Genomic DNA, 21,116 nt, shown 5'->3' on the forward strand with positions numbered 1-21,116 from the left:
TGCCGCTGTCGCTGGCCCGGCAGGTCCGCGAACAGCGGCAACGGCAGCGCGGCAAGAAAATCTATTCGTTGCACGCGCCGGAGGTCGAATGCATCGGTAAGGGAAAAGCTCACAAGCCCTACGAGTTCGGCGTGAAGGTGAGTGTCGCCACGCCCGTTGATCGCTGCAAGGGCGGCCAGTTTGTCGCCCATGTGAAAGCGTTGCCGGGCAATCCGTATGACGGACACACGCTCGCGACTGTCATTCCCGAGATCGAGGCCAGCGTCGGCGCTTGCCTGACCAGGATCGTTGCCGATGCTGGCTATCGCGGTCACAGCGCGCCGAAAGACAAGATCTTCAAGGTCTATGTCGCCGGCCAGAAGCGTGGCGTGACCGCAGCAATCAAACGCGCCTTCCGACGCCGATCCGCGGTCGAACCGGTGATAGGCCATCTCAAGAATGAGCACCGGATGAACCGAAATCATCTCGCCGGCACCCGCGGCGACGCCGCCAACGCGGTCCTTGCCGCCGCGGGCTACAACTTCCGGATTCTGATCCTCTGGCTCACGACTTTGTTTGTCCGGATCTGCTGCGCCTTCCTGTTCGCCGGCGCCTGGTCATCCCGTCAACAGACCTCATGATCAACGTTCTTCACGGTCGACTAGCTAACTCCTTCTGACAATGATCGCGCGTCAACCAACAGTGTTTCGGCCGCGATCGCAACATACATTCACTTACCCGTAGCAAGCGGCGCTATGGCATTACAGCCGATCCGCAACCTGGATGCGTTCCATCAAAACAATCGATTTTGCCGAGGATGCCTAAAGGCCTCATAGTCGATCGCAATGTATGGAGACCGCATTCAAGATGACGTCTGGCAATCGATTCTCTCCTCAGCCCCTTGCCGAACCACTTGGCTCGCGCGATCGGCAGTCTGCATTTCGGACGTTAGGTCCTGCGCGTCACATCAACGTCCCGCGCCCGCCCCGATTTTCCCACTAGATCGCCGAGTATGAGGCAGAGCGGATTGGCCGATTTTTGGCGTCATAGCCGACCGACTGCCTCTTCGCGCGCTTCAACGCGTTATGGCGCTAGGCTTGGTTGGACGGACAAATGCTCACGGCCTTGGACAGAGCGCGATTGACCTTCGCACAGCTCGACAGCATGGCACCACTGTGTCGTCATTGCCTCACAAGGAGTCCGATGTTGATGGCGCCGATACAAAGAGCCCTTAAAGGCACTTGAATCTCACCCAGCGTCAGATTGTAGGATTTCCGACAGTCTCGCGACAGAATCCACTCGCGTGAACTCTTCCTGACAGGTAGCGACAATTGCGAACGTCTCAGAACCTCAATGCTCGGCCGATACGGCTTGGGACAGTGCTCGACCGCTCCGATTCAGAGCCTGCATCGTTAATCTGCTCTGTGAACGCAAGACGAAGCGCGCTCTTCGCAGCCAGACCAGGATCCAGCGCGCGAGAACAAGGCGAGCAATCGCCGTACCGATCACAGGCTGAGCCCAAGCTCAAGACTAGATCGTTCTTGCGCCGTTCAACCCGTCTGACGAAATTGAGCCGGCCTCACCACCTCAGACAATGCGCGACAGCAATGCCAGGCTCAATTTGTCCTTCCTTGGCAGCCTTCGCTCGACTGGCGCGGAGAAGATCTTGGAAGCAACCGAGCTTCAGGACGGTTGACACCATGTTGGGTCATTATCACGGGCGGGCGAGACAATGTCTAACCCGCCGATGGGCGTGTTGATCGTTTCATCGCATCTTGGCCTTTTACAGCCCGTCGTCCGACGCATAGCGCGTGAACTGTCTTAAACGCGGAAAACTTGTATCGTAGTGACTTGACGACACTACAGGCTCAACAGCCTTGCAGGACTGACCGCGGATCAAGACGATTTGGGAGTTCCAATGTCGGTTTCGCAAGTCCGTTCGGCGGCAAATGCAGCCGCTCTCGCCTGCGCGTTCCTTTCGCTCCGCGAGTTTGGCGCGATCGCCACTGCAGGCGTTCGCCTAATGCATGCAGCCACCGCTATGCTCGGCCCGCAGATGAATCAGCACATCGCCGGGGCTCTCAGCCTCGTGAGAGATTGCAGATCTCTTGCCGGGGTAAAGGAGATTTTGAGCCGCGCCGCGAGCTGGAACCATCCGCCGCAGGCCGCCGCCTATCCGCCGACGGCGGACGTGCAGACGTTGGCTGCCTGCCAACAAGCCCGTGCGTATCGCGCACGGGTTTTCGAATTCACGCCAAAGCGGCATCCTCTGGGTTCCGCCGATCGTCATGGTCTAGCGTGACACGCTCAAGTCCTGCCGAGGATGGACGAGAGGCGATGAATGCGAATTCTACTGGTTGATCATCATGCGGACTTTGGCCGCGCCGTGAAGGAAGCGCTGCTGAATTGCGGGTTCGCCGTCGACGTGACGCGGACGCTGGATGAGGCGTCGGCCGCGTTGGATTGCGCGAACTACCACATGATACTGCTCGAATCCTTCTTGCCCGATGGAGATGGTTTGGACTGGTTGAAGCAGTTGCGGCGCGAAGGACGATCAATGCCGACTATGATGATGAGCAATCTCAATGATCTCAGTCGGCGGATTGCGATCTTCAACGCCGGAGCAGATGATTTTCTGCCCAAGCCCGTTTCTATCGACGAGCTCGTTGCTCGCATGCGAGCTATTCTGCGACGATCAACGCAGATGACGGCGCCGGTGGTGACATTCGGGAATCTGCATTTCGATCCGATTGCGAGACAAGTCTCCGTCGGTGGACGAGTACTGAGAATTGCGCGCCGCGAAGTGTGCATTCTTGAACATTTGCTCAACCGCGCGGGCCGTACCGTGCCCCGCACAGCGCTCGAAGAAAGCTTGTATGCATTTGACGACGAGGTCTCGACCAATGCGCTGGAAGTCGGGATTTACCGCTTACGAGCGCATTTGAACCAGGCGGAGGCAACGCTCAGGATCAAGACCGCGCGCGGTGTTGGCTACACCCTTGAACTCATCGGCGCAGCATCGGCTGCCTAGCAGTCTCACTTGAAAGCAACCATCCCTTGAACATCGTTAATAATGACGCCGGCGCCGATGAGCCGTCGGTGGCCGCCAGCAGCTTGCACTCTGCCGCTTTTCCCCGCCTCTGCTACGCCCTGTGCGCAGTCGCTCTGCTACTTCCGCTTGCTGCCGCAGCTCAGGTAAAGCGAGATGGCAAAGGAGAACCGCCACGTGCGGCGCCTGGCAGCACCACCGGCACGCTCAACCTTACCTCCTCACAGGGAAAGACAGTTCATCTGACCGGACCGGCTGCGAGCATTTTTATTGCCGACCCGGCCATTGCGGATTATCAGGCGCCGTCGAACACCACGATTTTCGTGTTTGGCAAAAAGTCGGGACGGACTAGCCTGTTCGCCCTAAACGACAACGGAGAGGCTCTCGCCGAGCTGCGTGTTATCGTCACCCAACCGATCGAGGATCTGCGGGCCGCGCTGAAGGCCGAGGTCGGCGACTATCCGATTCAGGTCAGCTATACCCCGCGCGGCGCGATCCTTAGCGGTACGGCGCCTAACGCCGAGGTCGTCGAGACCGCCAGGAAGGTCACTGAGCAGTTTCTTGGGGCTGGCGCGCTGGTTGCCAACAAGATCCAGGTCGCCGGTTCATTACAGGTAAATCTCAGCGTACGGGTGGCAGAGGTCTCCCGCAGCGCCGTCAAGGATCTCAACATCAACTTCACCGCCTCGAGCCCGAACGGCGCTTTCCTTGTCACCGGCAAAGGGGGAGGGTCCGGCGCAGCCGGCGGCGGCGGCACGATCGGGATTGGGTTTAGCGCCGGCAACACCAACTTGAGCGCTGTTCTGGACGCTCTCGCGAGCGAGCACCTCGCCTCAATCCTGGCTGAGCCGAATCTGACGGCGATGTCCGGCGAAGCCGCAAGCTTCCTCGCCGGCGGCGAATTCCCCATTCCGGTGATGCAGGACAACCGGCAGGTTTCCGTCCAATTTCGTCAGTTCGGCGTGAGCCTCGAGTTCGTTCCGACGGTTCTCAACAATAATCAGATCAATGTCCGTGTGAAGCCCGAAGTCAGCGAACTGTCGAGCGAAGGCGAAGTCAAAATCAATGGCATGGCGGTCCCTGCCCTCTCGACTCGGCGGGCAAGCACCGTGGTCGAGCTCGCCAGCGGTCAGAGCTTTGCAATCGGCGGCCTCATCAGGCGCAACTTCAACACTGATATCGGCGAGTTTCCCTGGCTCGGCGATGTGCCGATCCTGGGCGCGCTTTTTCGCTCCTCATCGTTTCAGAAACGTGAAACCGAGTTGGTCATTATTGTCACGCCCTACATCGTGCGGCCCGGACCGAATCCGAACCGGATGAGTGCGCCGAGCGACCGCATCTCACCGCCCTCAGACGCGGGACGGATTTTGGCGAACACGGTTGCCCGGCCGCCGCGAGAGCGCGATGCGCCTCGCGCCAGCGCGCCAGGATTGACCGGCAGCGCCGGCTTTATTATCGAATGAGGATCGCCAAATGACTTTGCGACATCTGTGCTACCCGATCGCTATTGGAGCAACATTGGGGGGATGCGCAAATACTGCCTCGATCCTGCCCGCGCCGGCTGACCAAGAGATCCAGGTCGAGCAGAAGAGTAGCGTGCTGTTCCTGCAGAGCCTTCGTGGCCCCGAACGGCATCGGCTGCGAAGCTTTATTGCAGCGACCAGTCGCGGCCGGCGGGATGCCCTCCATGTGGGTGTCATCGGCGCACCCAGACTCATTGCACAGGTGGCCCACGAGGCTCGCGCCATGGGCGTTGCCACCTACAACATCCACCTGTCCGCTTCTCGTGTGGATTTGCCGGCTCGTTCCGGGGTGAGGATCGAAGCGATCACTTTCGAAGCCCATCCTCCGGTTTGCCCCTCGCTCTCCATCGTCGGTCCTACAGTGAACGACAATTCGTTCAATCCAACCCTTGGCTGCTCAGTCCGGAATAACCTTGCGGTCATGGTCAATGAACCTGGCGACTTGTTAGGCAATGGCGCTGTCATGCCGACCAGTGGTGATCGTGCAGTGCTTCCCATCACCGCACGTGCGGCCACGTCGGCGGGCAACAGGCGTAATTTGGAGGATGAAACGCATAACAGGGTTGCGCCAGAAACCCAATAAGCGGCTCGTAAGACCCGAGCAGCATGAACGTCGGTGGCCATTCTTGTCCATATCAGTCTTGGAATCGGCCGACGAGCCTCCAGGAGTCGAATCTTTGCTCGATCCTTTTCTTGGGATCGTGCAGCTTGCAGATCAGGTTTTGGGTCAGTTGGGTCGTTGACCAGAGATTTGAGCGCATCGCTGTTTTGTGCGACGCTAAACTAGGCCGGCGGCAAAGACTGCCTTTGCAACCCTCTCGAAGCACTCCATCGGAACGGCCTTGCCCATCGCACCTTTTCCGATCAGCTGACGCGCCAACACATGATCCTCGACAATGCTCAGACGTTGGGCGCGCGCCTCCGCCAGTAACTGTGAAGCCGTTTCGCCCTCGCCGCGGCACACCAGTACCGGGACGCCGGTCTCGCCCCGAACGTAGCGCAGCCCAATCAATGTCGCTCGCCCCGTCAGTATCAATGTCGCCCGATGGATGCCGAGCGCGGACTCGTTCGCCGACTCCCGGCGGAGCCTGCGGTGTTCACCCTTGATCTGCGGATTACCATCCTGTTCCTTGGACTCGCGCTTGGCTTCGCTCTGCGTCATGCGCATGTCGCGCAAGAACAACCAACGCTGAATGAGCAGATCGGCCAAGCCGCCGATCAGTAGAGCGCCGGCAGCAATCGCGATCAGCACTTTGAGCTCTTTAAAAACAAAACCAAAGCAGCTCAAATCGCACACGGGCAAGTATACAAGTGCCCTCCAACTTGCGAGCACAGTGAAAACGAACGTAGCGCCAAGAACCAAAACTTTGACGATAGACTTTCCAAGCTCGACAACCGACCGCTGGGAGACAATCCGCTTCAGCCCTTTGACCGGGTCCAATTTCTCAAAGCTGGGTTTAAGCGGCTCAGCCGAAATCGTCAGCCCGCCGCCGGCCAAGACACCGGCCAGAATCGCCGCGACAACCGCCGCACCTAGGATGGGAGCCACGGCTGTTATAGAAAGGTCCATCAATCCGACCAACGCCTGCCGGGCCGCACTGTTGAAGGGCTGTTCCTGCAGCTTGTCGGTGAGCCGCACGGCTTCGCGCCATCCGTCTTCGATCGGGCCCGCCCTGAAGCACAGGCAGCCGAAACCAGCGCAAAGGCCTGCCGCGGTCACAAAGTCGGCGCTGCGCGGGCTCTGCCCTTTCTTACGCGCGTCCCTCAGCTTCTTGTGACTTGGTGGAAGTTTTTTCTCTTCGCTCGTGTCGCTCATTTCAAGAACTTCTCGAGCCACTCCAGCACGCCGTTGAACCGAATGATCTCTGCTCCCATATATTCGATCAGGAAGACGGCGTAGCTGACCATAATGATACCAAAAGCGGCATTCTTGATGGTCGGAGAGAGATCGTTCAGCTTGATTTGCGGCGCAAAGCGCCCGAGCAGCATGAGGGATACGTCGATCAGAAGCAGCAGAGCCAGCACGGGCCCGGCGACCACGAGGGTCGCATGCATGATATGGTCGAGAAGCCCAATAAACTCCATTGCCCCGTGGTGGGTCAGGGGCGGTAGCAGCCGATACACGGGCCAGATCAGATAACTTCCATAGAGGCATCTGACCATGGTCCGCAGACCTCCTGATACAACGAAGATCGTAACCGCGGCAGTCCCGAGAAAGAGCCCCATCGGGGCGGTTTGACTGCGTGTCGCAGGATCGTCCACCTGGCTGGAGATGCCACGCTGGGTATCAATGATGTCACCAATGGCCTGGATGCTCCAAAGTGGTATACTAAGCAGAAACCCGAATAGCAGGCCGATAAATATCTCCTTCAAACCGAGGAGCGAGACCGCAACCATACGGGTGCCCGGATCTAGTGTCTGCAAGCCGTTCCTGATCTGCATCAAGCAAGGCAATCCAATCACAACCGTCGCGCTTGCGCGGATAATCCCGCCAATGTGCGGTCGCGTGAATACCGGAAGAACGAGCATAATGCCGAGGGCCCGGGCCGCGCCAAGACCGGCCGCAACGACGAACTCGACAGCAGTCTGAACCAGAGCTTGCGTCTCGGTGGGCGACAAGGCATCCATTTTGAGTTCAGCTCGTGGTCCCTTCAGCCAATGCAACGGTCGTACTCACGTCGCCATGATGTGAGACGTCAAGAACTCTGCAGATCTCGTGTCCCTGCGGTTTCAGAGCGACAGGCCTCCCAGGGCAGATGACTTCGGCTTCACTATCCATATGACTACAGCCATCCGGCAGAGGTATGACCATTCGATGAGAGCACCGGCGAAATCGCGCGCGGCCTACAATCCACGCTTCTTCAGCTCTCACCGGCCGCAGCGCGGTTTGGAGATCTGAGGGCCTCGAAGCTTCCATCAATTTCGCAGGCTATGGAGATCGGTCTCGAGCGGCACCTTCATTCGCAGGCTCATTCACCAGAATGCCAGAATCGTGGGGCCGCTTGCAATCAAAGCCGTTGCCCCTTCACTTGCGTCGACAACTCGCCGGGCTGTGCATCGAGGACCAGGTCTCAGCAAGTAATTCCATCACATCGGAAGCAAACCTGAATCGAACGGATAGAAATTCCAAATGGGATCATTCTTCCTCCGAATACGGCAGGCTCATAGAGCCGAACAGGACAGTTCGGATGTCTATCCGTCCCATAATAGTGAGGCGAGCTTTCGATAAGCTGACGAACTCGCCCTTTTGTGGTTCGCAATGAAGGCCAACAAACACGACGCTATAGCTGAAACTTAGACAGGTTTGCGTTCCGCGCGCACTAATACCTCGCTGTGAGCGCGGGGAACTCAGTGAAGATATGCTGGGCTTGCTCGATCAGCGGCGCGCTCAGCACCGGAGCAAACAGAACGAGCACGGCGACGACGACGAGGAGCTTCACGGTAAGCGGCAAGGTTTGATCCTGGAGCTGGGTTGCTGCCTGCACGATGCCAATACCCAATCCGGCCACGAGGGCTGCCAGGAGCGGCGGTAGAACCCAGATCATGAACAGGACTAATGATCGGCTCAGGTGGGTGAGGATGCTGGCCTCGTCCATCTCAGCCCCCCGGAGATGCGTAGCTTAAGACCAATCCGTGCATGAGCCGCGACCAGCCGTCGATTGTGACGAACAGAAAGAGCTTGAAAGGAACGGATATCATTGTTGGTGATACCATTGACATGCCCATGGCCATCAGAATTGTCGTCACAATCAGGTCGATCGTGATGAACGGAAGATAGAGAAGGAAACCGATTTCAAACGCACGCTTAAGCTCCGATATCAAAAAAGACGGCACGAGGATCGCAAAATCATCGGCTGTTGCGTTGGCGCGCATCTCCTCCGACCAGATGTGTTCCGTCGACGAGAGGAAGAACGTGCGCTGCTCCTCAGTGGTGAACTTTTTGAGATGGGCGCGCAGCGGCTCGCTGCCTTCCTTGGCGGCGGTCAACCAGTCATCGGCGGTTTGGTAACGAAGTTGCGTATCGGTCACGCGGTTGTAGGTTTGCTCGAATACTGGGGCGCCTATGAACACGGTAAGGATCAATGCAGCACCATACAGAACGATGTTCGGTGGTATGGACTGAGTGCCGAGCGCGTTGCGGATCAGGAAGAGAACGACGGAAACCTTGATGAACGCCGTTGTTGTGACAACTGCGAACGCCAGCAGGCCAAGACCGGCGGTCGCCGCAACAAGCGCAAGGATGCTCGGTTGAATGTCAACCATTGACCGCCAACTTGCTAAGTAACCGGATGCCCAACGCTTCACCGACACGTACGATGTCGCCGCGGCCGATCAATTGACCATTGGCAACAATGTCGACCGGGCCGTCCATCTGCCGACCAAGCTCGAACACGTGCCCCTCGTTGATGCTTCTCAACGTACCCAGCGGGATGGGCCAGCGGCCGCATTCGAACACAAGCGTGATCTCAACACTGTCGATGTCGGCTTCCGAGGGCGAGATTGCTTGTTCAGCTTGGGGGCTTATCGTCATATTTGCATACCTTAGAGGATGGGACTGCAGGCGGAATGGTCCCCGAAGGATGAGTCTGTCGCCCGCGACCTGCGCCGGCGCCCACAACTTGTCCGCAGCGAGGATGAGCTGGCCATTGGCAAAGGGAATGACCTCGGGCAGCAGTGCGTCGCCGGGCTGTGCTTGGCGAAGAAGCTTGATAGGCGCGCGCAGCGAGCCGATCTCTCTCGCAATTACGACCGGCAATTCCGAAGAAATCTTACCTAAATCTCGCGGTAATTGGCCGATCAACTCGCCTAAGACACGAAACGCAGACGGAACCAGACCGTCAAGAGGCGCGAACAAGAACAGGCGAGCCTTGGCCGCCAGCGGCCCGAAAGTAACGTCGAACTCCAAATAGGGGTCTTTGGCCGTTGCGTCTTCGACGCGGATCAGCTGCAAATTCCGCGCGAGCACGATCTCTAATGCAGCGAGCCAAGGTTCCAGTGCAAGTTCGAGCAGGAGCGAGCGGGTTGGCTCGGAAGGTAAAGTAAGGCCATACTGGACCGTTGAAATCAGTGCCTCGACGATAAGGCGGGGCAAGGACAACACAGCGGTCTCGCCTTCGGCGCAAAATACGCAGTCGAGCACCGACGTGGCATATGGCTCGGCCTGCCAAACAAGCCGGCTCATACGGATCGATAGCGGCTTATCGCCAATGCGGCTCTGCAGAACCGTGCGCGGTGCGGCGGTCTCGTTGAGCCAGGAGACCACTTCATGCGACAGCTTTGCCGCTGGCTGAAATAGTGCGGGTTCACCCATGGCATTTATCGACAGGTTCCGCGGGCGCAGCTCGCGACGTGATAAGAGAACCAGCCATTAGTTCGAGCCATCGATCGTCTGGCTGCGCGAACCACCCTGATATCGGAGCAAAACCTCATCGTCGGCATCGATTTCGGCTGCAAACTCCGAACGGACAGCGGTAGTGCGCTGGACATCGCCCTCAATCTCCTGCCATTTCTGGCTCGCCGCCGAACGCTTGGCCCATATGGTCCGCGCCTCATTCACCGCCCGCTGGGCCTGCTCATGCGCGACGCGCGCCTGCTCGCGCGCCTGGCGTGCCAATTCGATCTCTGCTGCCAGTCGCCCAAGGACGAGTTGACAGCGACGATCGAGCTCCGTCACGGACATCATCTCGAGCGACGCCAGCTCCTGATAAAGTTCAGCTTCGGCCTTGGCGCGACGATTCTCCTCGCCTTTAAGATTCTCAGACGCTCGCTGCAGCGCTGCGACCGCAATTTGGCGCCTGGCTTCCATGTTCGACAATTCACGAAGCGCGCTTCGCTCTCTCATGTCTTTCACCAGCCGCAATTTCGACGCTTGCACGAGATTCAGGCCGTCAGACGCGACATCCATGAAACGGTCTCCTCAAAGCTAGACGGCTCGTCCTGTCCCTGGCGCAAGAATGCGCGCAGTTCCTCAATTGACTCGATTGCCCGATCAGTCAGTGGATCGTTGCCCGGCTTGTATTCACCGACCTTGATCAGGAACTCAGCCTCATTGTAGCGCGAGAGCAGATCGCGGAATGCGGATGCCGCCTTGCGATGTGGACCAGAGGCGACCGCATCCATGACACGACTTCGGCTCGACAGCACGTCGATGGCGGGAAAATGCTCTCGCGAGGCCAGCGCGCGCGAAAGAATGATATGACCATCGAGAATGCCGCGCGACTCTTCGGCGATCGGATCGCCGGTGCCGTCACCTTCGACAAGCACGGTATAGAATGCCGTGATCGAGCCCCGCTCGCCCATACCGGCTCGCTCCAGCAGACCAGGAAGCAGCGCAAAGACGGAAGGAGGAAAACCGCGCCGGGTGGGAGGTTCTCCGGCGGCAAGGCCGATTTCGCGCATCGCACGGCTAAAGCGCGTCAGCGAATCCATCATCAGAACGACCTGCAGCCCTTGATCACGAAAATACTCGGCGAGTGCGGTCGCCATATGAGCGCATTGCGCCCGCTCCATTGCCGATCGGTCGGATGTCTCAACGACAACGATCGTGCGAGCGAGGGCATCTCGAATATGACGTTCGATGAATTCACGCACCTCGCGTCCACGCTCCCCTATGAGCGCAACCACGGTGACGTCGGCGGCCGCACCTTTTACAATTTGCGACATCAGCGTCGACTTACCGCAACCGGCATCTCCATAGATTCCGATCCGCTGACCTTCGCCACACGTCAGAAGTCCATCCAGCACGCGAACGCCGAGCGGAAACGGCCGCTCGATGCCACGCCGCCTCATCGGGTTGGGCGCCTTGCCGCGGAGCGGACAAGTGTGGACCGTCCTTATCGGCCCCTTGCCATCGAGTGGACGGCCGAAGCTATCGATCACGCGGCCGAGCAGGTCGGGCCCGACTGACACTTCCTGCATGCGCCCGGTCGGGAGCACTTCCGCGCGGTGGGACAAGCCTACCATATCGCCAATGGGCGTCAGCAACACCCCGTCCGGCAGCAAACCGATGACTTCCGCCTCAAGCGACCATCCGGAAGCGTGATCCTGCAATAGGCAAAGTTCTCCAACACGGGCCCCTGGCAACACGGCATGGAGCAAGGTGCCTATCGCACGGGTGATCCGTCCCCGCACGGCACGCGTATCGACATACCTTGCTGCGAATCTCAGAGATGCTATCGCCGCATGCACATCTCCTTCTCCGCCGGCTTGATCATGGCCTGATTGTTGCGTCGTCACGGATAGCTTTCCTGAGAAGATGGATTAAGGCCGAGACGCAATGTGCGGAGCTGCGCGGCAAGTCCTAAATCGACACTGCCGAACTCACTCCACAGAACGCACTGGTCCGGTCCCACGGCAGGGTCCGGATCAATTCTGACTTTCGGCCGACCATTCGTTCCATCGAACGCCACGAATTCATGCCTTAGTGCATCAGCATTCACAGGAGACACGTGAAGGCATACTTCTGCGCTGCCATATCTTTGCTCGATGGCGTGACGAACGGTCCTTGCCAACATCTCACCCGGATCAAAGGAGCCCAACAAATCGGTCAATATCTCAATGACGAGCTGTGGTAACTCCTGTTGCAGAACGGCTTTTCGCCCGGCCACATCGGAAGCAGCTCGGGCAATCAGCTGTGCCATTTCGTCCGAGCCTGACCTTAGACCCTCGCAGTGCCCGCGCTCCCGCTCCTGCTGATAGGCCTTCCTTGCCCAACTGCGAACTTGCCGCAGGTATCGCTCGGCTAGCGCGCGCGTCTGCACCGCATCGCACCAGATGCCAAGTTCCGCGGCTGGTATGAGCGGACCGAGCGGCCGTATCCGCGGGCTATCAGGCAAGACTGTTTCGTTGGCCGTCATGCCGCTGGCTCCTCCGTGGCCAAGTGCGCCACCACCAAAGACAGTAACTCACCCGCTGAATTGTGGTGTTCGGCTGCTGGGGATTCGGCGGTGGTCCCCACAGGTAAGCGGAAAAGAACGCGCACACGGTCAAGCTCTTTTGCGTCCTTGAGCCAAGCACCAAGGCAGGCACATCCGTCATGTTCAATCTGGCTCGCGAGCTTCTGCGGATCGTCAATCGATGTGGTTGCGACGGCGCTGGATAAGTGTCGGACTGCGAAAGCATGAGCTTCGGCACCAATATTTTCGATCAGAATCGCTACATCGGGCTTTGACACAAGCTTGAGCACCGAACGCGCATGCCAGATACTGCCGGCGAGCAGGGCCGCCCGACGCGGATCATGCCCGAGCAGAACGTCCCTACCCCAGGCGATTCCGTTCGAGACCAGCTCACTGCCCATTAGCAATTCGACCAGTCTTTGCTGCAGTCTCGGAGTCTTCTGCAGCTGCAGCACTGTGGCGGCCGACAGGAGCCCATCAAGCTGGCCGGCAAACCTTCCGGGATGAATCAAAGCGGCAAGCTCGCGCACGCGATCGGAATGCGAGGTGAGCGAATGATTTTGGTCAGTGGATGCCATCGATATGGACCTGCTTGCCGCCTATTTCTGATCGGACGACAGTTTTTTGCCGGCGGACTGGACCGCTGGCTTGCTGGCACCTCTGCCCAGATTTGTCACTTTGCGCCAGGATTGACGAAGCTGTCGCCCACGTGTTCTCAACAGTACGTAAGATAGAATGCCCAACGCGGCGAGCACACCTCCTGCACCGATCGCAATGTGAGTTGCGATGAATTTGGTTGGTTCTGCGGAAGCTGCCGCTGGCACAACGGAGGCCTCATGCTGAGCTCGCTCAACCGGCACGAACACGACCGTCACCTTGTCGTACGATAGACCTTCGATGCTATTGGCGACGAGCATCTTGATCTGCGGCAGCAAGGCTGAGAGCTTCGCGTTGGAGGCGTGTCGAATGAAAACGGACGCCGAGGACGGGGTTGCATCCTGTCGCAAAAGATCATTCTTCGGCAGAACGACATGAACACGGGCGGAGAGAACCCCATCGATATCGTTGATCGTGCGCGACAATTCTTCACTGAGAGCATAGACGTAGCGGGCTCGCTCCTCAACCGGAGAGGCAACGAGGCCCGCCCCCTTGAACACCTCACCAAGGCTCTTGAAGGATTGGCGCGGCAAACCATGGTCATTCAGCAGCTCGATTGAGTAGGCGAGCTGCCTTTCTTCCACCTGAATTGTGCTGGTCCCATCCTTACCGACGAGACGGATGGCATCGACGCCCTTGCTCAGGAGCAGCCCAAGCATCTCGTTGGCTTCACGCTCCTGAACTTTGGTATACAGATCAGCTTTGCAACCGGCGAGGGTCAGCGAAAGCAGCAACAAGCCGAGAGCATCAAGCCGCTTTCTTGCGGGCCGGCCATTACCGATCTTGTCTTGCGTCAAGACAGCCAACGGCCCACTCAGCCCGCCGATAGAAGCTTATTCAGAGATGAACTGACAGCACCTGTCCCCTTGGAGATGAGCGAAACCTGGATGACGCCGTTGTAAACATCCCGCAGATTCGTCAGCGCCGAGTCGAAATGATCCACACCCTCCGGTTGGCCCACTGGATGTACCTCCACTTGCTGCACACGCAAGACCGGTTGCGCGGCCGGCCCAAGCTGCAGATTCTTGGTAGGATCAGGCTCGCCGACGAGCGCCGGCGAAACTGCACCCGACGGAAATGGTTTGCCCTGGTGGATAGCAGAAATGCTCTGAAGGACGCGATCGCCTAGCGGGCTCGCCGGCGCCACCGCGCGCTGCACTTCCGGTAGCGATGGAGCTGGCGCGTGCTCGGTCACAGAAGAGGCGACGCCTCGGTTCGAGGCCGCCCGCGCAAGACTCTCGCCAAACTGAGCGTGTGCCGACGAACAGCCGTTGGAGGCACACTCGACGGAGTTGGCAGAGATCGACGTAACGCCAAACAGCATGGAGGAAATCATTTCTGTCACGTGGTGAGATGAGCCGTTCGTTCACACGAAGGGCCGCACCTTGGAGAAGCAAGCTGACCAAAAACTGACGAGCATCTGTCATCTAATGATCACGGGTAGCTTCCAATTTTGGACGAAGCATCGGCTTCCACATTTTGGGACGAATTCCGGTGCTTGTTCTCAAGTGCAAAATAGCAGGAATGCTCATCCCATACACAAGGCTGCACATCTTGACGAAAGTTCTCTACGCTGGTGTTTTCATTTGCTTTGGCGTAGTCGAGGCGCTCGGCGCTCCCCTGGCGCTGCCATCGACGCCTTATAGTTACACAGTTCTGGATCAGGACCTCGCGGCCGCACTGCAGGAATTCGGCAACAACCTAAATATCAGGGTCAATGTCAGCACCGGGGTGAAGGGGCGGATTCGCGGACGAATGCCGGATCTCCCACCGAGAGAGTTCCTCGAACGGTTGATTAATCTCTACAATCTTCAATGGTACTACGATGGGCTGGTGCTCTACGTATCCGATGCGCATGAGGCGCAAAGCCGCCTTTTGGTCTTGAGTCCAATCAGCTTTGATGCGTTCAAGGCGGCACTCGATGCGCTCAACATCTCCGACGAGCGTTACATCGTGAGACCCGTACCGGGAGATGGCCTCGTCTTCGCCTCCGGTCCACCCCGCTTTGTCGCGCTTGTGGAGCAAACAGTAAAAGGACTTGCGGCGGAGGTACAGGCACGGCGAAACTCGAGCGGTACCGAAAAGCCGCCGCACGAGTCGGTTTTGATGCTGTTTCGAGGATCCTCCAGCGTGGTCATTCGCGAAGGACGACCGAACGATGCTCCTTCGCCGGAGGCACCACATCAAGACGGCGTGGTTCACACATCTGATGCAGGTAAGAAATGACCTGATGACAACAGATGGCCTGGAAGAGATGCAATGCGTCTGCTTATGCCCTCTGTCAGCTTTTCGAAAGCTACTGCTGCATTGTCAGAGCGCGGATGTGTAGATGACCGATGCCACAGGGTCGCGCAATAAACGTCCAAACCGGAGCCACTGATGCGAACCAGAATTCCAGCCAGCAGCATCGGTGAGCGTGCTTTGCCACTTTAGCGCCTCATGCGAGCTTTTGAACAACTCCACGAAGTCCGTCATGAAAATGAGCTTCGTCGCATAAGAATGAAAGCCACTCCGTTGCCTAAAAGGAGGAACAGGATGGACTTCAACGCGCTAAGCCGCGCGGACAACAGCCCAGCGTCCCACTCGTCCTCATCGCCCGCCGGTCCAAGGGAGTTTGAGCGTGAACTAATGGCATTGCATGAAATACCCGAATACAGCCAGGACCTAATTGGGCAGGAACTCGGAGCAGCATCGCGTGTAGCCATCATTGAGCGGCGGCGAGCGGTCCAATTCCCAACAGCCGATCGCTCAACACCGCGCGGACGCCTCCGATCTCGGAGTTGGCAAGATCTTGAGCCTTGGCTCATGCGGGCCGGGTCACCTCACGCTGGACCGTCTCAAGCTGGGCCCACATTGCACGCAGGGGTTGCTCCGCCGGAAATTGGAGATTTCGTCATGGCGAACGGTCGTCGCGCCAAGGACGCTGGGTCTTCACTGGCCAAACAGCTACGCCCGCTCAGATCGAAATGCTAAGAAGGCGCGATCTCAAACCTACCAGGGGTGTCCGGACAACAACGTTCACCATCCTGGGTGTGCCTCACACGGCGGAATGGCGAGAAGAAGGTGTTATTCGTCTCAAACCGTCGCAGGACCCTTGCCTTTGATTTGTAGGTTCGAGCGAACACTCACCAATCGGCTAAGCATGATGACATGAAGAATGCGAAGTGCAGCTGAGCTTCGATCGGCTCGGGGCAATAGGGTCCGCACAATACCGTCGGACTCTTTCGAGCATCTACGCAAGCGCCAACACTCTCGTTGGGCGCAGGCGCGAGGTCGCTACGCGTGGGTGATTTCACCATAAGATGCTGCGGAGACCTGCGACATTGTTTCACGAATCAGCGCACGTGACCATCTGCAGAGCGGCAGACACGGCCTCGCTAATCGACCTAGTTGGCCCGGAGGCGAGCGATCGAGCATAACAAGCAAGCCGATTCCGATATCGAGAACCCATCACCGCCTCTCACACCATCATTGCGCGTCTCGTTGTAAAACCTCTGAGCACCGTCAGCTTTTGGAAAGCTAATCGAACCTACCATGTGGCGTGAATATCTAGACGGCGATGTGCCTATAGATTGTAGCGGAACCGAGCGCTGGGGCGCACTGAGCAATCGGAAGCGAGTGGTAGGAGCCATCGAAGCCTATCGACACTTCTTGCTCGTTGTTCGTCGCGATTCTCGGGCTGCGCCACATGACCGCCTTGTGGTGCGATCTCAAATCAGAGGACGTATAATGTCAGTCAACAACCTATCGCTGACCGCCAGCTCGAGTTTGTCCGGGCTAGCCCCCGGGCCCTCATCGGCGCGGGATCTTTCAAACTTCGAGGCGATGCTGGCTAGTTTCTCGTTGAAAGACAATGCCGATGACCGTTCCACTCCACAGGATCCGCCGGCTGCAGACTCGGCCAAGCAGCTGACGGAGCAACTCACGCAGGAGGTGCGGAACATCCTCCCGCCGGAGATCAAGGCCGCACTGGACGCATGTCAGCAGGCCCCAGAGCCATCCTCCGCGGAGTCCTCCTCCGCTGCGAGCGCCCCGAAGATCGCAGAGGCACCCGTACAAAGCTCCAGGATCACGTGGAACAGCGGCACGCTGACTGATGCCGAGCTGCAGATTGTGTCGGTGCTGAACCGACACAAAGACAAATGCCCGCTGGATTGGAAATCTCTTGGAGATTTGACCAACGATCCCTCCACACCGCCGGATCTAAAGGCGGCGATCGAGGCTCTGCAACTGGACCCAGAGCTCTTCTATGCGATAGGCTCGCAAGGTGACGGCCGCTGCGGCGGGAAGATCAAAGCAGGTGATCTCTCCGGCTTCTCCGATCACCACCCTCAGGTTGCTGCTTTCCAGGAGCGGCGGGCAGAGAGCTATACGCAAAACTACATCGCTTCCGACGGCACCCGGAATGGCGAGCCATCGGTTATGACCCAGACCGATGCATTGCGCGAGCTCTATCGCTATGCCGACAACCTGCCTAAGAACCTGAGCCTTGCGGATTTCAAACGGATCGTCGACGGCGAAGCTAAAACCGGCAAATGCCCGCCACAGGTCCTCGCGGCCGCTCAATACTTCCTCGACCACCCGGATGAATGGAAGAAGTTGTACGGTGGCTCGATAGACAAGGTCCACAAAGAGGACTTCCTGCAGGTTGCTTCATCATCGATCAATCTCACGCAAGCCGAGCTCGATACGCTCAATACGATCAGCAAGAACAAAAACGCGTTCTTCGGGAAGGGTGACCTGACCCGGGAAAAGTTGGCGAGCATGGTCGATGATAAGAGCCTCGCGCCCGAGGTGCGAAAGGCGGCCTCCCAGCTGCTCTCCGATCCTGTGTTGTTCGGGTTGATGAACAACGCGATTACGGGCTACAAAACCCACCACAAGTTCTTCGACTTCGGTGGTGGCCATACGGTCGATTCCGGCAACATCAGCAACAGCGACTTCAACCAGTTCTTCAACAACATGTCGGGTGCGAACCGCACCGTTCACCAAGTGAAGACGCATGCCGTCCGAACGCCTGCCGAGCAGGACGCGGTCGCGGACATGACAATGGGCATGGCAGACCAGCCCGACATCAAGTCTCCCAAAAAGAACGGTGGCGCCTTCATGCACGCACTTAATGACGTGCTCAAAGTTGGCTCTAAGGTATTCGACTGGGCCGCGACGGCAGTCGGTGTACTTGGCTTCATTCCAGGCTTGGGTGAATTGACCGATCTGGCGTCAATGGTGCTCGAAGCCGAGGCGCAAGCTGCAAATCTTCTTCACACTGCCATCAGTGGCGGCAACATAAAGCAAGCGCTGGAAGAAGCTGGGCTGAGCCTTGCGGCACAGGCGGTGGGCTGCATCGCCGGACCTGAGGTCAAATTAGCAATGCGAGAAGGCTTGGTGAAGCAGGCAATTCAAGAAGCCGCGACGGCCGGCATCAACCTGCCGGTTTCGGTGGCCCAGTCCTACGCGGAGGATTATCTGAATAACCTAAAGGCTCGCATCGAATCCGAGCGCTTGCAAGCTGCAGACGCTAACGCCTAGGCGGAGCGACGCTATCTTCTCAGGATCACGCTGGAAACGGTAATGAGCTTGCGCGGCCTCCGCGCGGTTGGGCCTCTCTGCCGAGCAGTAGGTCGCGCAAGCTCTACCAGCATACTTGAGACCGCCCCCGAATCCGAGGAACTTATTTCGGCTCTTCACTGCGTACAAACTATGTTGGCCGCACTCTCGAATCCGACCTCAAACCCAGTCTGCCGCTGTGAAGTTCCATCGACTGCATACGCCGCCTGTCAAGATCGCGATGCATTAACACTACGCGACAGCCCGGCCGCAGCCGCGGAGCCTGACGATTGCAAGGATCGAGAGCACATTGGTCCAGAGCGGTTGAAGTCCGAAGGGCTCTTTCCCGACTGGCGGGCTTCTGCTCGGTCTCCCTGAAAGTAGGTCGCGATTGACGGATCTGCTATGGGCCCGCCAGGACCGAGGGACCGCTCTTGGCCGCTGAATCGGCCGTCACTCTGGCTTTCCGCTTCGCTCCGACCAGGTCAGGCTCATGCCGCTTCGCCTGACTGCAAGCAAATTGTCGAAAGAGCATCGCAAGGGACGTGAGCCCGAGATTACAGCACGTCGGCCTTGAAACGTTTTTGTTAGTGGTGGCTTTGGTATTCCGCTATTGAAGCTTTCGAAACGATGAGCAACGTGCTCACCCCGATCATCTTCACAAACGATTGTTTGTCTTAACCATCTGATCTCCAGCTTTCGCGGGCAACTTGTTCAAATACGGCCGGCTGGTGAAGACGTATAATGACGATCGACCATCGGCTCATTGCATTTTCTACGACTCGTCAGCTTGTCGAAAGCTAATACTTGCATAGTGGAGAGCAGAAACTGCCTCCATTGGCACGATCGAATTGACATAGGAGAACCCGATGCGCGTTACGAACTCTAGCGCCGCTGGGCACGTTGACGCTGACCTCCATGCGGCTGGCGGCAAAAAAGGATCTCACAAGCCTGGCGAGCGCGACGATCATGCCCGATCGCCTGATGCAAACATTCCCGTAAACGGCGGCGCGTCCACTCCGGGCGGCAACTCGCACGAAGCCGCTATGCAGCAAGCGTTCAGCGCCGCTTTGGGAGCCGCTGCTCTCCAAGTTGCGAATAGTGCAATGAGCCATTTCGACGATGTCATGGCCGAGACAGAGGAGGATTCCTGACGTCGCATGTTGCGACGTTGGGACATAGGAGCCGCACGTGGCGGCGAAATCGAGCAAACAGGAGAATAGTATGCCTAAAAATGTTGGTGCGTCTCATACCTCGACTGCAGGTGGGGCAGCCGGCACCGCTACTGCTGCAGCCGCTTCCACGGCTGCTGAAGCTGCTGGAGAGGCGGCATTCCAACGGCAAATCGCCGCTCTGACTGCGACCAGCACAAAGGCTGCTGAGAGGGATGTGGAACTTCGCGTCGTCTCGACCGAGCTTTCGACTGTCAAAAAAGCGGCCGATGAGCGGGTGCAGTAAGGGATGAGATGGGGCGACGTCGCCGCCCCACTTTCCCCGCTGCTTAGTCTGTGAAGTCGCTACGGGCCGTACGGTTTTGCCGTACGGTCCCGTTCGCTGTTCAGGAAACCGACCGTGAATGAACCAAATTGCCTGCATTTCGAAGTGCTGTCGGGGTGTTACTCCGGGCTGACAAGTAAAGTGGGGGTCGGATCGTGTCTGATTGGCAGCAGCCTCGATGCTGACTTGATCTTCGTCGAACAAGGCCTCGAACCGCACCATCTTCGTGTCATCCCCCATTCCAATTCAATCGAGATCGAGGCCCTTGCGAGGGACGTTAGGATCGAGGGGCACGAGACTGTTTTACCAAACGAATCCATTGTTGTCCCTCTTCCTGTCGTTTTGCATGCCGGGGCGATGTCCATTCGCTGGACGATCGAGGACTACAAACAAGCTGGCTCCATCGACCGCCGGCATATATCGCTCGTCTTTCTTGCTTTGGTCCTGATCAGCTCTGCCGCGGTTGGCGCAGTCTCACCCAGCTTTGTCCAGACCGACACCACCGTGGCGTCAAGTCCGTCGTCCCCTGCTCCGGACATTGCGCCCAAGCTGGCGCTCAACGCTCCTGATGCTCTGGCCACCGATGCAGCTGCCGAACGGTTGCAGGAGGAAGTTGACAGAGCGGGCCTTGTCGGCATCACGGTCGGCTCTGGGGCGGGCGTTGTCACCGCCGATGGCACCGTTACGCCCGCCTCGCTCGCCACATGGCGAGACGTCCAGCAGCGGTTTGATCACAATAGCAATGGCGCTTATACGCTCGTCAACGCGGTGGCGATCAAGGATGAGAAGACGCCTCCCGCAATTGGGGTCCAAGCTGTTTGGCGCGGGACCGACCCCTATATTGTCATTGCTGGTCAAAAGTATTTCGTCGGCGCGCTCTTGAACAATGGATGGACCGTCTACGGGATCGAGGAAAGGCGTGTTCTGCTGAGCCGGGATGGCCGGTTTGCCACTCTACCCTATTAGCAT

The 21,116-nt window shown here is 58.2% G+C and carries 21 protein-coding genes; 10 read left to right on the top strand and 11 right to left on the bottom strand.

Annotated elements, in window-relative coordinates:
* The 5 genes from AC066S_RS36410 to AC066S_RS36430 all read left to right on the top strand — a co-directional run.
* The coding region (locus AC066S_RS36410; protein ID WP_478271839.1) for a transposase at positions 1-620 on the top strand (620 nt) is incomplete at its 5' end.
* 1,277 nt (positions 621-1,897) lie between these two features.
* Positions 1,898-2,281 (top strand): hypothetical protein, encoded by a 384-nt coding sequence (locus AC066S_RS36415; protein ID WP_126261995.1) that lies wholly within the window; start codon positions 1,898-1,900, stop codon positions 2,279-2,281.
* Positions 2,282-2,320: 39 nt separating this feature from the next.
* On the top strand, positions 2,321-3,010 hold the full coding sequence (locus tag AC066S_RS36420) for a response regulator (protein WP_126261994.1): 690 nt from the start codon (positions 2,321-2,323) through the stop codon (positions 3,008-3,010).
* 26 nt (positions 3,011-3,036) lie between these two features.
* Positions 3,037-4,491 (top strand): type II and III secretion system protein family protein, encoded by a 1,455-nt coding sequence (locus AC066S_RS36425; RefSeq protein ID WP_126261993.1) that lies wholly within the window; start codon positions 3,037-3,039, stop codon positions 4,489-4,491.
* A gap of 10 nt (positions 4,492-4,501) precedes the next feature.
* The gene (locus tag AC066S_RS36430) at positions 4,502-5,134 is read left to right on the top strand and encodes a CpaD family pilus assembly lipoprotein (RefSeq protein ID WP_126261992.1); all 633 of its coding nucleotides are present in this window, start codon (positions 4,502-4,504) and stop codon (positions 5,132-5,134) included.
* A 195-nt stretch (positions 5,135-5,329) separates the two neighbouring features.
* Here the strand turns inward: AC066S_RS36430 and AC066S_RS36435 are convergent, their stop codons facing one another.
* From AC066S_RS36435 to AC066S_RS36485, 11 genes are all read right to left on the bottom strand, one after another.
* A complete protein-coding gene (locus AC066S_RS36435; RefSeq protein WP_126261991.1) occupies positions 5,330-6,367 on the bottom strand; it encodes an EscU/YscU/HrcU family type III secretion system export apparatus switch protein in 1,038 nt (345 codons plus the stop codon).
* Entirely contained in the window at positions 6,364-7,179 is an 816-nt protein-coding gene (gene sctT / locus AC066S_RS36440; protein WP_126261990.1) for a type III secretion system export apparatus subunit SctT, read from the bottom strand. Before sctT ends, AC066S_RS36435 begins: the two co-directional genes overlap by 4 nt.
* 692 nt (positions 7,180-7,871) lie before the next feature.
* Positions 7,872-8,147, bottom strand: a complete 276-nt coding sequence (locus tag AC066S_RS36445; protein WP_025038819.1) for an EscS/YscS/HrcS family type III secretion system export apparatus protein — start codon at positions 8,145-8,147, stop codon at positions 7,872-7,874.
* A 1-nt stretch (position 8,148) separates the two neighbouring features.
* Positions 8,149-8,814, bottom strand: coding sequence for a type III secretion system export apparatus subunit SctR (gene sctR, locus AC066S_RS36450; RefSeq protein WP_027563377.1), 666 nt, complete (start codon positions 8,812-8,814; stop codon positions 8,149-8,151).
* Positions 8,807-9,862 (bottom strand): type III secretion system cytoplasmic ring protein SctQ, encoded by a 1,056-nt coding sequence (gene sctQ / locus AC066S_RS36455; RefSeq protein ID WP_126261989.1) that lies wholly within the window; start codon positions 9,860-9,862, stop codon positions 8,807-8,809. Before sctQ ends, sctR begins: the two co-directional genes overlap by 8 nt.
* Before the next feature lie 57 nt (positions 9,863-9,919).
* The gene (locus AC066S_RS36460; RefSeq protein ID WP_126261988.1) at positions 9,920-10,456 is read right to left on the bottom strand and encodes a hypothetical protein; all 537 of its coding nucleotides are present in this window, start codon (positions 10,454-10,456) and stop codon (positions 9,920-9,922) included.
* Complete coding sequence (sctN, locus tag AC066S_RS36465; protein WP_126261987.1) at positions 10,432-11,787, bottom strand: type III secretion system ATPase SctN; 1,356 nt, start codon at positions 11,785-11,787, stop codon at positions 10,432-10,434. Before sctN ends, AC066S_RS36460 begins: the two co-directional genes overlap by 25 nt.
* Positions 11,784-12,407, bottom strand: a complete 624-nt coding sequence (sctL, locus tag AC066S_RS36470) for a type III secretion system stator protein SctL (protein ID WP_126261986.1) — start codon at positions 12,405-12,407, stop codon at positions 11,784-11,786. Before sctL ends, sctN begins: the two co-directional genes overlap by 4 nt.
* Complete coding sequence (locus AC066S_RS36475; RefSeq protein ID WP_126261985.1) at positions 12,404-13,024, bottom strand: nodulation protein NolU; 621 nt, start codon at positions 13,022-13,024, stop codon at positions 12,404-12,406. The genes sctL and AC066S_RS36475 overlap by 4 nt, the downstream gene beginning before the upstream one ends.
* A gap of 21 nt (positions 13,025-13,045) precedes the next feature.
* Positions 13,046-13,900 carry a type III secretion system inner membrane ring lipoprotein SctJ gene (gene sctJ / locus AC066S_RS36480; protein WP_164719130.1) on the bottom strand — a complete coding sequence of 285 codons (855 nt, stop codon included), beginning with the start codon at positions 13,898-13,900 and terminating at the stop codon, positions 13,046-13,048.
* A gap of 17 nt (positions 13,901-13,917) precedes the next feature.
* On the bottom strand, positions 13,918-14,439 hold the full coding sequence (locus tag AC066S_RS36485; protein WP_478271840.1) for a nodulation protein NolB: 522 nt from the start codon (positions 14,437-14,439) through the stop codon (positions 13,918-13,920).
* A gap of 188 nt (positions 14,440-14,627) precedes the next feature.
* Between AC066S_RS36485 and AC066S_RS36490 the strand changes: the two genes are divergently transcribed.
* From AC066S_RS36490 to AC066S_RS36510, 5 genes are all read left to right on the top strand, one after another.
* Positions 14,628-15,329 (top strand): secretin N-terminal domain-containing protein, encoded by a 702-nt coding sequence (locus tag AC066S_RS36490; protein WP_126261998.1) that lies wholly within the window; start codon positions 14,628-14,630, stop codon positions 15,327-15,329.
* Positions 15,330-16,832: 1,503 nt separating this feature from the next.
* On the top strand, positions 16,833-18,632 hold the full coding sequence (locus AC066S_RS36495) for an HrpF/NolX family T3SS translocon protein (protein WP_430642569.1): 1,800 nt from the start codon (positions 16,833-16,835) through the stop codon (positions 18,630-18,632).
* Positions 18,633-19,519: 887 nt separating this feature from the next.
* Complete coding sequence (locus AC066S_RS36500; RefSeq protein WP_126261984.1) at positions 19,520-19,804, top strand: hypothetical protein; 285 nt, start codon at positions 19,520-19,522, stop codon at positions 19,802-19,804.
* Between the two features lie 37 nt (positions 19,805-19,841).
* Positions 19,842-20,108, top strand: coding sequence for a nodulation protein NopA (locus AC066S_RS36505; protein WP_235884917.1), 267 nt, complete (start codon positions 19,842-19,844; stop codon positions 20,106-20,108).
* 114 nt (positions 20,109-20,222) lie between these two features.
* Complete coding sequence (locus AC066S_RS36510; RefSeq protein ID WP_126261983.1) at positions 20,223-21,113, top strand: SctD/MshK family protein; 891 nt, start codon at positions 20,223-20,225, stop codon at positions 21,111-21,113.
* Positions 21,114-21,116 lie beyond the last annotated feature (3 nt).

This window comes from Bradyrhizobium sp. CFUWI (genome assembly GCF_056429085.1).